Origin of the sequence: Mycetocola zhujimingii (genome assembly GCF_003065425.1) — a bacterium.
GTDB lineage: Bacteria > Actinomycetota > Actinomycetes > Actinomycetales > Microbacteriaceae > Mycetocola_A > Mycetocola_A zhujimingii.
This window is the reverse complement of the sequence record NZ_CP026949.1, coordinates 451,447-464,047: the sequence shown is the minus strand read 5'-3', so window position 1 is coordinate 464,047 and position 12,601 is coordinate 451,447. Positions and strand designations below refer to the sequence as shown.

At 64.7% G+C, this 12,601-nt stretch carries 11 protein-coding genes; 2 read left to right on the top strand and 9 right to left on the bottom strand.

Features of this window, described 5'->3' with window-relative positions:
* Nucleotides 1-2 precede the first annotated feature (2 nt).
* The 4 genes from C3E77_RS02270 to C3E77_RS02255 all read right to left on the bottom strand — a co-directional run bounded on the left by C3E77_RS02270 (nt 3) and on the right by C3E77_RS02255 (nt 5,359).
* Nucleotides 3-1,892 carry an ABC transporter ATP-binding protein gene (locus C3E77_RS02270; protein ID WP_198410518.1) on the bottom strand — a complete coding sequence of 630 codons (1,890 nt, stop codon included), beginning with the start codon at nt 1,890-1,892 and terminating at the stop codon, nt 3-5.
* An 80-nt stretch (nt 1,893-1,972) separates the two neighbouring features.
* Nucleotides 1,973-2,965: a carbohydrate ABC transporter permease gene (locus C3E77_RS02265; RefSeq protein ID WP_108390157.1), complete on the bottom strand. Its 993-nt coding sequence runs from the start codon at nt 2,963-2,965 to the stop codon at nt 1,973-1,975.
* Complete coding sequence (locus C3E77_RS02260) at nt 2,962-3,933, bottom strand: carbohydrate ABC transporter permease (protein WP_108390156.1); 972 nt, start codon at nt 3,931-3,933, stop codon at nt 2,962-2,964. The genes C3E77_RS02265 and C3E77_RS02260 overlap by 4 nt, the downstream gene beginning before the upstream one ends.
* A gap of 79 nt (nt 3,934-4,012) precedes the next feature.
* Nucleotides 4,013-5,359 carry an ABC transporter substrate-binding protein gene (locus tag C3E77_RS02255; RefSeq protein ID WP_108390155.1) on the bottom strand — a complete coding sequence of 449 codons (1,347 nt, stop codon included), beginning with the start codon at nt 5,357-5,359 and terminating at the stop codon, nt 4,013-4,015.
* Between the two features lie 335 nt (nt 5,360-5,694).
* Here C3E77_RS02255 and C3E77_RS02250 point away from each other — a divergent pair, with 335 nt between their 5' ends.
* Complete coding sequence (locus tag C3E77_RS02250) at nt 5,695-6,759, top strand: LacI family DNA-binding transcriptional regulator (protein ID WP_108390154.1); 1,065 nt, start codon at nt 5,695-5,697, stop codon at nt 6,757-6,759.
* A gap of 155 nt (nt 6,760-6,914) precedes the next feature.
* On the opposite strand, the gene rplL is transcribed toward C3E77_RS02250, so the two are convergent.
* From rplL to C3E77_RS02225, 5 genes are all read right to left on the bottom strand, one after another.
* Nucleotides 6,915-7,298 (bottom strand): 50S ribosomal protein L7/L12, encoded by a 384-nt coding sequence (gene rplL, locus C3E77_RS02245; protein ID WP_108390153.1) that lies wholly within the window; start codon nt 7,296-7,298, stop codon nt 6,915-6,917.
* Nucleotides 7,299-7,351: 53 nt separating this feature from the next.
* Complete coding sequence (gene rplJ, locus C3E77_RS02240) at nt 7,352-7,867, bottom strand: 50S ribosomal protein L10 (protein ID WP_108390152.1); 516 nt, start codon at nt 7,865-7,867, stop codon at nt 7,352-7,354.
* Nucleotides 7,868-8,136: 269 nt separating this feature from the next.
* Nucleotides 8,137-8,814: an HAD family hydrolase gene (locus C3E77_RS02235; protein WP_108390151.1), complete on the bottom strand. Its 678-nt coding sequence runs from the start codon at nt 8,812-8,814 to the stop codon at nt 8,137-8,139.
* 49 nt (nt 8,815-8,863) lie between these two features.
* On the bottom strand, nt 8,864-10,378 hold the full coding sequence (locus C3E77_RS02230; protein WP_108390150.1) for a sensor histidine kinase: 1,515 nt from the start codon (nt 10,376-10,378) through the stop codon (nt 8,864-8,866).
* Complete coding sequence (locus C3E77_RS02225) at nt 10,375-11,133, bottom strand: response regulator transcription factor (protein WP_269467315.1); 759 nt, start codon at nt 11,131-11,133, stop codon at nt 10,375-10,377. The genes C3E77_RS02230 and C3E77_RS02225 overlap by 4 nt, the downstream gene beginning before the upstream one ends.
* Nucleotides 11,134-11,245: 112 nt before the next feature.
* Between C3E77_RS02225 and C3E77_RS02220 the strand changes: the two genes are divergently transcribed.
* A complete protein-coding gene (locus tag C3E77_RS02220; protein WP_108390149.1) occupies nt 11,246-12,571 on the top strand; it encodes an acyltransferase family protein in 1,326 nt (441 codons plus the stop codon).
* Nucleotides 12,572-12,601: the final 30 nt, after the last annotated feature.

Below are 12,601 nucleotides of genomic sequence, written 5' to 3'. Positions count from 1 at the left end.
GCTCACTCCACGAGCGCGCGCCCCCCGAGCTGCTCCTCGAACATCCGCGCATAGGTGCCGCCCCGTGCGAGCAGTTCCGCGTGCGTGCCCTTCTCGGCGACCCGCCCCGCCTCGATCACGAAAATCACGTCGGCCTTCACGATCGTCGAGAGTCGGTGCGCGATCGCAATCGTGGTCCGGCCGGCGGATGCCGCCTCCAGCGCACGCTGGACCACCCGCTCCGAGATCGTGTCGAGGGCGCTTGTCGCCTCATCGAGCACCAGCACGGCGGGGTCCTTCAGCATCACCCGGGCGATCGCGATCCGCTGCTTCTCACCACCGGAAAGTCGGTACCCACGCTCCCCCACCACCGTGGCGTAGCCGTCTTCAAACGACGCAATCGTCTCGTGGATGTTCGCGGCACGTGCGGCCGCTTCGAGTTCTGCGTCTGTGGCATCCGGTTTCGCGTACCGAAGGTTCTCGGCGATCGTCGCGTGGAAGAGGTAGGTCTCCTGGCTGACGATCCCGATGTTCGACACGAGCGACTCGGCCTGCAGGTCACGCACATCGGTGCCGGCAAAGAGCACCCGCCCGCCTGTCGCGTCGTAGAAGCGCGGCACGAGGTACGACACCGTGGTCTTCCCGGCGCCGCTCGGCCCAACGAACGCCGCGAACTGCCCCGGCTCGATCGAGAACGACACGTCGTCGAGAGTGGGCCGCGAGTCGTCGGCTGCGTCGGGGTACCGGAAGGTGACGCCCTCAAACTCGACGCTCCCCAGCCGGGGGTTCGCGCGCGACACCGGTACAGCATCCGGCCGGTCGGCGATCGACGGCGTGAGGTCGAGGTACTCGAAGATCCGGGCAAAGAGCGCTCCGGATGTCTGCAGGTCAAGTCCGACCCGCATCAGGGCCATGAGCGGGAAGAGCAGTCGCGACTGGACGGTCGTGAATGCGACGATCGCTCCCGCTGTGATGTCGACAGAACCGCCGGAGACCAGTAGCCCCGCGACGAGGTAGACAATGGCGGGGATCGACGACAGGAAGATGTTCACCATCGCGAAGAACCACTGGCCGCTCATGGTCTGCTTCACCTGCAGGTCGACCTGCTCCTCGTTCGCTCCGCTGTAGCGCTGAATTTCGGCCGGCTGCTGGTTGAAGCTCTTCGACAGCAGCACGCCGGAGACGCTCAGTGTCTCCTGGGTGATGGCAGTCATGTCGGAGAGCGATTCCTGCGTCTTGGTGGCGATGCGCGCGCGCACCTGCCCGACGCGGCGTTGCGCGATCACGAGGATCGGCATGAGGATGAGCGCGACGATCGTCAGCTGCCAGTTGATCAGCACCATGGCGACGAACGCGGCGATCACGGTGACCGTGTTGCCGAGCACGCTGGAGATCGTGTTGCTCAGCGCACCGGCGACCCCGCCGACGTCGTTCTGCAGCCTCGACTGGATCACGCCGGTTTTGGTGCGCGTGAAGAAGCTCAGCTCCATCGCCTGGAGTTTGCGGAACAGGGAGACCCTCAGTTCGCCCATCACCGTGTTGCCGACGGTCGCCGTCAGCCAGGTCTGCCACACACCGAGCCCGGTCGCGATCACGAAGATCCCGATCATGATCGCGACGATCCGGCTGAGCGCCGGCAGGTCTGGGCCGCCCTCCGGCGGGAACAAACCGACGTCGAAGGCCTGCTCGACGAGCAGCGGCGGGATGACGCTGAGCGCAGCCCCGATCAACACCAGAATCACCGTGAGCGTGATCTTCGCCCGGTGCGGCGCGAATAGCGCCATCACCCGCTTGAACAGGTGCGGCACGCGCGGGGCACTGGCGTTCACGGCACGCTGTGCCTCTTCGTCACCGCCGCCGCGCATCCGTCCGCCGCCAGCTCCACTTCCGCCACCGCGGCCATGCATACTCATGAATTCACCCTAAGCCCGGCATACGACGTGCGAATGCCGGGCTCAGGGTGATCAATCAAACGGATGACTATGCTGAGGGATTATCCCTTCGTCGCGCCGGCCAGAAGCCCGCGAACGAAGTACCGCTGGAGGCTGAAGAAGACGATCAGCGGAATGATGAGTGACACGAACGCCGCAGCGGTCAAACGCTGCCAGTCCTGCCCTCTGGTACCGGTCAGTTCGGCCAGTCTCTGCGTCAGCGGCGCGACATCCGGTGTGCCGCCGGAGAAGATGAGCGCGACAAGCAGGTCGTTCCACACCCAGAGGAACTGGAAGATCGCCACCGATGCGATCGCCGGCAGCGCGAGCGGCAGGACGATCCGGAAGAAAATCTGGCCCGGGCTTGCACCATCGACGCGTGCTGCCTCGATAACCTCGCCCGGAATTTCTGAGATGAAGTTGTGCAGCAGGAAGATGATGAGCGGCAGGCCGAACATGGTGTGCGCGATCCAGACGGGCAGGTAGTTCTGCTCGGGAATCATCGGGACGACCTCGTGCAGCGTTTCCTGCAGCGGCCGCAGGAACGTGGTGAACATCTGCAGCAGCGGCAGGAGCGCCATCTGAAGCGGAACGATCTGCAGCGCGAAGATCAGGATGAACAGCCAGTTCGACCCCTTGAACTTCATCCACGCGAAGGCATATGCCGCCATCGCGCCGAGGATCAGCGGGAAGATCGTGCCCGGGATCGCGATCGCCAGCGAGTTCACAAAATAGGAACCGAGCTGCGGCGACGACGCCGATGACGACAGGAGCACTTCCTGGTAGTTCTCGAGGGTGAAGCCCGGGTTCTGGAAGATCGTCCACCAGCCGGTCGACTGGATGAGCTCCGCCGGCCGGAATGAGGAGACGAAGAGTCCAAAGGTCGGGATCGTCCAGATGACGGCGATGATCAGGGCGGCAAACGTCGCACCGCGCGAGGTCAGCCGACGCTTGACGCGTTTCGATTTGGTGCCGAGATCGATCGCTTCACCGCGCTCGATCTGTTCGAGGGCTTCAGCGTTGCCTGTCGTGGGAATGATCGGTGTAGTGCTCATCGGATTTCCCTCTGCTGATTCATGAGCCTGATGTTGTAGATGACAATCGGGAGGACCAGAACGAACAGAACGAGCGCGAGGGCTGAGCCTCGACCCGGTTCTGCGGCCCGGAACGCCTGGGTGTACATCTCATTGGCAATGACGCTGGTGTTGAAGTTTCCCGCTGTCATGGTTCGCACGATGTCGAACACCTTGAGCGTGGCAATCGAGATGGTCGTGATGACCACGACGAGCGAGCCCCGGATGCCGGGCAGGGTCACGTTGGTGAACCTCTGCCATGCGTTCGTGCCATCGATCTCGGCGGCCTCGAGTTGCTCCATCGGAACCGCTTTGATCGCAGCGGACAGCACGACCATGGCGAACCCGGTCTGGATCCAGATCATGACGATGATGAGAAGGAACGTGTTGATCGGCGACGTCTGCAGCCACTGAACCGGCTCGCCTCCGAACCAGATCACGATCTGGTTGAGCAGACCGATCTGCTCGTCGCCGGACTGGCGGTAGTCGTAAACGAACTTCCAGATGATTCCTGCGCCGACCATGGAGATCGCCATGGGCATGAACACGAGGGCCTTGAAGAACTTCTCGCCCCTCGACTTGTCGATGAACACGGCGTAGGCGAGGCCGACGATGGTGGACACCGTCGGGACCAGGAGCACCCAGATCACCGTGTTGAGGAGCGTGCTCAGAATCGCTGGCTGCGTGAACATCCAGACGAAGTTGTCGATGCCGTTGAAGTCACCCTGGTTGTTGGTGAATGCCAGGAGGCTCGTGCGGATGGCCGGGTAGATCAACCCGAGCAGAACGAGGATCAGGGCCGGGGCGAGGAAGACGACGAGCTGAACCCAGTCTTTGCCACGCTTGGGGGCCTTGTCGAGGAAGAAGAACAGCAGGCCAACGATGGCGGCGAAAATCGCGAGGCCACCCACAACCTGGATGATTTTGCCGATGAGGTCAGCGGTCGTCATGAAACAACGCCTTTCGGAACGAGGGAAATCAAGGGCGAGGCCACCGTGAGGCGACCTCGCCCTTGAGAGGCGGTATCAGCTAGTCCTGCGGCCAGCTGGATTCGATCGCGTCCACGGTCTCCTGGGTGCTGTCCCCGGAAACCCAGGCGACAATGCCCTTGAAGAACGAGTCGGCGCCAACGGCAGCCGGCATCAGGTCTGATCCGTCGAAGCGGAAGACGGTGTCTTCGCCCTGGAGGATCTCGATGCTCTCCTTGAGCACGTCGCTCGACGCGTTCTCCGGGTCAAGTCCCTTGTTCGCGCTGATCACGCCGCCGAGTGAAACCCGGATGTTTGCCCAGGTGTCGCTCGACAGGTAGGCACGGACAGCGTCAACCTCTTCGCCCTCGTTGAAGGCAACGGGGAACTCGCCACCACCGGTGACAGCGGTTTCGCCGCCGGCCTCAACCGAAGGAAGGAGGAAAGCGAAGACGTCTCCGTCGGGGCTGACCTCGGTTCCCTCAGGCCAGAAGCCCTCGTAGAACGATGCCTGGTGGTGCATTGAGCACTCGCCGTCGAGGATCGGAAGACCACCGTCAGCCATCTCGGTGGAGATGACGCTGGACACGTCGCCGAGTCCACCGTTGACCATGTCGGGGTTCTTGATGATCTCGCCGACGGCGTCGAATGCTGCGACGATCTGCGGGTCGTTGAACGGGATCTCGTGGTTGATCCACTGGTCGTACACGTCAGCGCCGGCCTGGCGGAGGACGTAGTCCTCAACCCAGTCGGTTCCGGGCCAGCCGGTCGCGTCGCCCGAGCCGAATCCGACGCACCATGGCTGCTGGCCGTCAGCGACGATCTGCTCGCTCAGAGCCGTGAGCTCGTCGAGTGTCTCGGGGACTTCGTAGCCCTTTTCTTCGAAATCGGTGGGTGAGTACCAGACGAAGCCCTTGACGCTGGCCATCAACGGCGCCGCGTAGAACGTGCCGTCGTGGCTGCCGTAGGTCTTCCAGTCTTCGCCCCAGAACTCGTCGACGTTGGCTTCAACGGCCTCAGGTGCCGGCTGGAGCCAGCCGCCGGTAGCGAGTCGCTGCAGCAAGCCCGGCTGCGGCACGATTCCGATGTCGGGCGCGTTGCCAGCCTCGGCAAGCACGGCGATCTGCGCTTCGAATTCCTTGGTGCCCTGGTACGAGATGTCGATCCCCGTGCAGGTCTCGAAGTCAGCCCATGACTCGAGGAGACGGTCGGCCTCGGCGTCAACGATCGTTCCGCTGATGCTGACCTCGCCGCCGTCGAAGGTACCGTACGTCTCGTAGTCGGAGCAGTCGGTGTTCTCCTTGTCGCCAGCTGCGACGTCGCCGGTGCAACCGGTCAGTGCCAGGCCGAGAATGCTCGCCGCTGCAAGCGGCGCAAGCACCCGGCGATGGGTTTTTTTCAAGCTCATCTGTGTCTCCTCGTTGAGTGTGTTCGTGAGGCGAGCTCGTCGCCTCAGCACTGCAGGTGCGGGTCCGGCGCCCCATAGGGAACCGGTTCCATGCACAAACTACGGCACAGCGGGCAGATTCACAAGCCGGACCGGGCCAACGCCGATCCGCATGGGCGCGCGCTCTCAGGGGACGTGCTGCGTCCGCCCAGCGGGCAGTCGCAGCGACGTGGAGGGCACCGCGGCACCGCCCTTTGTGTAACCGGTTCCATGTGGAGCATCTATCGGCTAACCTGTGACCGACCGCATTCCCAGCGAGGGTGGGTCCCCTACTTTCACCGGCGATCGGAGGCCCAGTGTCCAGTGCCATCGCTGACGTTGCCGCCAGAGCCCGGGTGTCGAAGGCTACGGCGTCTCGCGCTCTCTCCGGGAATGGTTACGTCGCTGAGGCGACCAGGCTGCGCGTGATCGCTGCCGCCGAGGAGATCGGCTACGTCGCATCCTCCAACGCGGCGAGCCTCGTGACCGGGCAGACCAAGAACATCGGCGTCGTCATGCCCTTCATCAACCGGTGGTTCTTCGGCGAGGTCCTCGACGGGATCGAACAGGCACTCCTCGACCGCGGGTATGACATGACCCTGTACAACCTGCACGCCGGTTCGCCGGACCGCCAGCGCGTGTTCGACTTCTTCCTCGCCCGCAAGCGCTTCGACGGCATCATCCTCATCGGGGTCGAACCGACCGAAGCTGAACGCCAGGCGCTCACCAGACTCGCGATTCCCCTCGTCGGTATCGGGTTTCCCACCGATGGCATCCCCACGCTCGCCATGGATGACAGGGGCGCTGCCAGGCGGGCCACTGAGCACCTGATCAGCCTCGGTCACCAGCGCATCGTCCACATCGGAGGCGAGGGCGCCGATGAGTCGCAGTTCTCCGTCGCGGCGCTGCGCGGCGCTGGCTACCGCGAGGCGATGGCGGCGGCTGGCCTGGAGTCCGAGTCGAGAATCGAGACGACGGCCATGAGCCTGCCCGGGGGCTACGACGCCGGTGCGAACATCCTGAGCAGTGCCCACCGGCGGCCAACTGCCGTGTTCGCCTCCTGCGACGAGATCGCCATTGGCGCCATGATCGCTGCGAGGCGTCTCGGACTTCGTGTGCCTGGCGACCTCTCGGTCATCGGCATCGACGGACACGAGTATGCCGAGATGTTCTCGCTGACCACGATCGAGCAACGGCCGCGCCAGCAGGGCAGCGACGCCGCGACGGCCCTTCTCGACGCGGTCGCCGGAAACCCGGCGCAAGCCGCCGTTGTCGACGTTCCGGCCCGCCTGATCGTCCGAACCAGCACGGCACCGCTTGCCCCGACGCGGGCTGTGCCCGGTGTTGCCGAGCGGGCGCCTGCCGAAGAACAGACGGCTTAACGCACGAATGACGCCGCTCCGTGAGGAGCGACGTCATTCGTTTGCCCCAGACAGACGGATGCCGAAGCACACGTGTCAGGGACGGTGGAGCGTTGTCGACCGCGAAGGAATACCCCGCGGGTCACGCCACAAGTAAGAGCCCCGAAGGGCGCAAATTACTTGAGGTTGACGGTTGCGCCGGCTTCTTCGAGAGCAGCCTTTGCCTTCTCGGCGGTCTCCTTGTTTGCACCTTCGAGAACGGGTCCCGGTGCACCATCGACGACGGCCTTGGCCTCGCCGAGGCCGAGCGAGGTGAGCTCGCGGACAGCCTTGATGACCTGGATCTTCTTGTCGCCGACCGACTCGAGGATGACGTCGAAGGAGTCCTTCTCCTCAACCTCTTCTGCAGCGGCACCGGCAGCAGCCGGTCCAGCAACAGCGACGGGTGCAGCCGCGGTGACCTCGAAGGTCTCCTCGAATGCCTTGACGAACTCGCTGAGCTCGATGAGCGTGAGTCCCTTGAACTGCTCAAGCAGCTCTTCAGTTGACAGCTTTGCCATGATTTTCTCCCTTAGATTTCTTTGGTCTACTCACCGCTGTCCCAGGTCTGAACCTAGGAAGCGGACTCCTGCTTCTCACGCAGCGCGTCGACCGTGCGAACGGCCTTCGACAGCGGTGCGTTGAACAGATATGCGGCTCCGAACAGCGAGGCCTTGAAGGCGCCGGCAAGCTTGCCGAGCAGAACTTCGCGGGACTCGAGGTCGGCGAGCTTGCCTACCTCTTCGGCGGTCAGGGGGTTACCGTCAAAGTAACCGCCCTTGATCACCAGGAGAGGGTTTGCCTTGGAGAAGTCGCGCATGCTCTTTGCAACGGTGACAGGGTCTCCGTGAACGAAAGCGATGGCCGACGGACCAACGAGCTCTTCGTCAAACGACGAAATGCCCGCGTTGTTCGCAGCAATCTTGGTCAGCGTGTTCTTCACCACGGCGTAGGTTGCGTCCGCACTGATGTTCTTGCGCAGCGTCTTGAGCTGAGCAACAGTGAGGCCGCGGTACTCGGTCAGCAGAACGGCGGTCGAGCTCTGGAATTTCTCCGTGAGTTCGGCAACCGAGGCTTCCTTGTTCGCCATAGCCACTCCTTGATTAGTCTTCCTCGCACCGCGGAGGCGATGCGAGCCAAAAGGGGCAGTCGGTTTTCGGCAAAAAAAAGAGCTCCGGCGCAAGCGCACGGAGCATTTCGAGAGAATCTCTAAGAATGTTTCGTTCACCTGCGCGGGTTGTCTCAGCTGAGAACCTTCGATCGGATGCACACTTGCGCGAGCACGCCGAAAACCTGCGGTCTTTGGTTTTGTCTCAGCTTATGGCATCCGTGTCACTTCGCCAAATCGCCTGCCCGCCGTCAGGCGAGCGGGCTGAGCGACAACTCGCGAAGCAGTGCGGCCGGGTCGTCATAGACGGCGATGGCGCCGGCCGAGAGGAGTTCAGCCGAGCTGAACCCACCGGACAGCAGGCCGACAGTCCGAACGCCGGCACGTGACGCGGCAATGCAGTCCCAGACCGAGTCGCCGACGAACATCGCCTCGCCCGCATCTACCCCCGCTTTTTTCAACGCGATCTCGACGATCGACGGGTCGGGCTTCGCCGTCTCGACGTCGTCCGCGTTGGTGGTCGCATCAATGGCGTCATCGATGTCGAGCTTGCCGGTGAGAATCTCCAGCTCGTCCTCGGGAGCGGAGGTGGCGAGCACGACCCTGAGGCCACGGTCGTGGAGTTCACGCAAGAGGTCCCTCGCGCCGTCGAGCGGACGCAAGCGATCGGCGAGTTCCTTGTAGTACTGCGAGTGCAGCTCTTTCGCGCGGTCACCGAGCTCGTCGACCTGGTCACCCAGCAGCGCGTCGAGCAGTTTCTGGGAGTCAAGGCCGATCGCGCGGTGGATGCGCCACGACGAGACTTCCGCGCCGACGTCGGCGAAGGCGTGCGCCCAGGCCTCGACGTGCAGGTAGTTGGAGTCGACGAGAGTGCCGTCGATGTCAAACAGAACGGCGCTCGGTGACGTGGCTGGCGCGACTTCGGTCATGGGTTCTCCTCCGGGTTGCCGCCACTGTAGCGCGACGCTGACTCCGCTGTCAGGGGATTGCGCGAGCGCTGTCGTTGCCCTCGGGATCAGCCTCGGCGGTCAGATCGGCGAGGGGCAGGCGGATGCTGAACCTGGTGCGACCCGGCACTGACTCGACCGCGACGGTGCCGCCGTGTGCCTCGATGACCCCGCGGGCAATGGCGAGCCCGAGCCCGGTTCCGCCCGACGCGCGCTGCCTGGACGAGTCCCCGCGCACGAACCGTTCGAACACCGATCCAAGCATGGCTGGGTCGATGCCGGGGCCGTCGTCGGTGACCGTGATCTCGGCGGTCTCGTCGTCGGCGGTGATTGCGGTGACCACGCGGGTGCCATCCGGGGTGTGCACTCGCGCGTTGCCGAGGAGGTTCGCGACCACCTGGAACAACCGCTGCGCGTCGCCCCGCACGAACACCTCCCGCCCGGGCAGTTCGAGTTGCCAGTCATGGCCGGGCGCCGCCGCCTGGGCGTCGTGAACGACCGAGGTCACCAGCGCGCTCAGTTCGACCGGGTCCTTCGCCAGTTCCCGGCCCTCGTCGAGTCGTGCGAGCAGCAGCAGGTCTTCGACGATCGCGGTCATCCGCACCGCTTCAGACTCGATCCGGCCGAGCGCGTATGCGGCGTCCTCCGGCAGTTCCTCGCCGGACCGTCGGGTCAGCTCGGCATATCCGCGGATCGAGGCGAGAGGGGTGCGCAGTTCGTGGCTGGCATCCGACACGAAGGTTCGGACTTTGTTCTCGGATGCCTGGCGAGCGGAGAGCGCGGCGGCGACGTGACCGAGCATCCGGTTGATCGACGCACCAACCCGCCCGACTTCGGTCTCAGGGTCGGCGTCCTCGGCGGGCACGCGGACCGCGAGCGCGACCTCGCCACGGTCGAGCGGCAGTTCCGAGACGGCGGTCGCCGTATTCGCCACCCGGTCGAGCGGGCGAAGTGCGAGCCTCACGATGACATACGAGGCCACACCGGCGACAACGAGAACGCCGAGGGCAATCGCGCCGATCACGGCAATGAGCTGCCCGAGCGTGAACTCGAGGTCTGCGAGCGGAAGGCCAACGATCATCACCCCATCACCGGCCTCGACGGCCACCACCCGGTAGGAACCGAGCTCACCACCGAGGTCGATCGACTCCGGCTGACCGTCCATGCTCACCCTCAGCAGCGTCTCCACCTGTCCGGCTGTCAGCGGCTGCAGGTTGCCGGCGTCATCGAGGTATCCGGCGTAGCGCACAGCTCCCCCGGAGATGATCGCGCCGAGCGTGCCGGCTGACTGGCCGGGAACCCCGATGAATTCGGGCACCGGCGGTTGTTCCCGCGGGGACATCGGGCCATCGTTACCGCGGCGCGCTTCCTCGGCGCCGTACGACCGCGAGGTCGCCGCCGTGAGCTGCGCGTCAACACGGTCGAGCAGCACCGTACGCACGCTCACCACGCTCGCGAAGCCGATAATCACAGCGGCGAGCGCGAGCAATGCGACGACAGCGGCGACGAGCCGCCGCCGCAACGTCCACCGCGACATCCGCTTCATGGCGTCGTCTCGGCCGCCTTCAGCATGTATCCGGCACCGCGAACCGTGTGGATCATCGGCGGCCGTCCGGCGTCGATCTTCTTGCGCAGGTAGGAGATGTAGATCTCGACAACGCTCGCCCTGCCCTCGAAGTCGTAGCTCCACACCCGATCGAGGATCTGTGCCTTGGAGAGAACCCGTCGCGGGTTGCGCATGAGGAAGCGGAGGAGTTCGAATTCGGTCGCGGTCAGTTCGATCGGGGTTCCACCCCTCATGACCTCGTGGCTGTCTTCGTCGAGGGTGAGGTCACCGACGGTGATGACGGGACCATCGGTCACCCCGGTCAGCGTCGATCGCCGAATCAGGGCGCGCAGGCGGGCAACGAGCTCCTCGAGGCTGAACGGTTTCGTCACGTAGTCGTCTCCGCCGGCGGTCAGGCCGGCGATCCGGTCGTCGAGCGCATCCTTCGCGGTGAGGAACAGCACCGGGACATCGTCGCCCTGCTGGCGCAGACGGTGCAGAACGCTCAGGCCGTCAATGTCCGGAAGCATGATGTCGAGCACGATGGCATCCGGGCGGAACTCCCGCGCAACGTCGAGTGCTTTTCGGCCGGTGTCCGCGGTGCGGATCTCCCAGCCCTCGTAGCGAAGCGCCATCTTCAGCAGGTCGGTCAGGCTGTTCTCGTCGTCGACGACGAGCACACGGATGGCGCTGCCATCCGCTCGCTTCAGGGGCACGGATGCCGCTGGCAGTGACGAAGACTCGAATGCGCTCACATTTCCAGTATCTGCCTGTTGCTATGAACCACCTATGAGCAATCTTGGCGACGCCCGTGACCCCTGTTCGTGTCGCTACACCCCTGGGTGAGCCGCCCACTATTCTCGGGGCATGACCCGCTCCGTCGACGTGGCCAGCCGCACAGTTCCAGCGGGGCGCGACCTCACCCTTGACCTTGCCCGCGTGTTCTGCGTTGTGCTCGTCGTTTTCGTTCACATCCTGTTCACGGGGGTCGGCCGCGACGCGAACGGCTCGCTCCTGATCGAAAGGACCGTGGAGTTCCAGCCGTGGTTCAACGCGGCGACCTGGATCGCGAACATCATGCCGCTGTTCTTCGTGGTCGGCGGCTACGCGGCGAGGGCCGGCTGGCGGTCGGCCGTTGCGAAGGGCACGACCGCCGATCGGTTCGTGCGCGTTCGCCTCGCCCGCCTTGCCCGCCCGGCGCTCGTCGTTTTCATCTTCTTCACCGTCGTCCTCGGCGTTGCCGGAGCGCTCGGAATCGACCCTGAGCTGGTCGACGCGATAGCGATCGGGGTCGGCTCGCCACTGTGGTTTCTCGCCGCGTACATGATCGTCCAGGCACTCGCGCCCGTGATGATGCGCTGGCACGACCGGTACGGCGGGTGGGTACTCCTGGCGCTGTTCGCCGCAGCGCTGGCGATCGACGGCATCCGCTTCATTGTGGTTGGCGGACTTCTCGGCATCGACCGGCTCCCGCCGACCGGATATGAGATCGGGCAGGAGCTCTTCGGCATCCCCAACGTCGCCTTCGTCTGGCTCTTCGCCACCCAGGTCGGCTTTTTCCTCTACGACGGCTGGTTCGCGAAGCGCCGCTGGTGGCAACTCGTCCTGCTGGTGGCCGTCGGCTACGTCGCCGTGTGGCAGTTGGTGGCCCTCGGCGGCTACTCGGTGAGCATGCTCGGCAATCAGTGGCCGCCGACCACGCCCATGGCTGTGTTCGCCGTCATTCAGGCGGCCGCGCTCACGCTGCTGCACACACCACTGACCGCGATGATGCGCACGCGAGTGGCGCAGGGTGCCGTGTTCCTCGTCGGATCGCGGCTGATGACGGTCTACCTCTGGCACCTGCCGATGATCATGGTGCTCATCGGCATCCAGTTGCTCCTGCCGCTCCCGCTGCCCGCGCCAGGGAGCGCTGAATGGTGGTGGACACGGCTGCCGTTCTTCCTTCTGGTTCTCGGGGCCGTGTGGGTGCTGTCGCTCTGGCTGATCAGGTTCGAGAAAGTGCCGCCGACGGGTGCGCCGCGAATCGCGGCGTCGTGGGCCACGCCGGTCGCCGTTGTTCTGTTCGTGCTGCCGATACTCGCGATCACGGCGTACGGGCTCGACTTCCCCCTCGCTGCGGCCGCGCTCGTCGCGTGCGCCGCTGCGCTGTGGCTGACGGGATCGGAGCGAACCGCCACAACCCCCGCGTGAGTGCGCGGCACACTCTAGGCCGCGCACCCA

Bases quoted from the DNA above. Each gene is read 5' to 3' on its own strand.
- C3E77_RS02230 (WP_108390150.1), bottom strand. From the start codon at position 10,378: ATGAAGCGGATGTCGCGGTGGACGTTGCGGCGGCGGCTCGTCGCCGCT.
- C3E77_RS02235 (WP_108390151.1), bottom strand. From the start codon at position 8,814: ATGACCGAAGTCGCGCCAGCCACGTCACCGAGCGCCGTTCTGTTTGAC.
- C3E77_RS02220 (WP_108390149.1), top strand. From the start codon at position 11,246: ATGACCCGCTCCGTCGACGTGGCCAGCCGCACAGTTCCAGCGGGGCGC.
- C3E77_RS02255 (WP_108390155.1), bottom strand. From the start codon at position 5,359: ATGAGCTTGAAAAAAACCCATCGCCGGGTGCTTGCGCCGCTTGCAGCG.
- C3E77_RS02270 (WP_198410518.1), bottom strand. From the start codon at position 1,892: ATGAGTATGCATGGCCGCGGTGGCGGAAGTGGAGCTGGCGGCGGACGG.
- C3E77_RS02265 (WP_108390157.1), bottom strand. From the start codon at position 2,965: ATGAGCACTACACCGATCATTCCCACGACAGGCAACGCTGAAGCCCTC.
- C3E77_RS02260 (WP_108390156.1), bottom strand. From the start codon at position 3,933: ATGACGACCGCTGACCTCATCGGCAAAATCATCCAGGTTGTGGGTGGC.
- rplL (WP_108390153.1), bottom strand. From the start codon at position 7,298: ATGGCAAAGCTGTCAACTGAAGAGCTGCTTGAGCAGTTCAAGGGACTC.
- rplJ (WP_108390152.1), bottom strand. From the start codon at position 7,867: ATGGCGAACAAGGAAGCCTCGGTTGCCGAACTCACGGAGAAATTCCAG.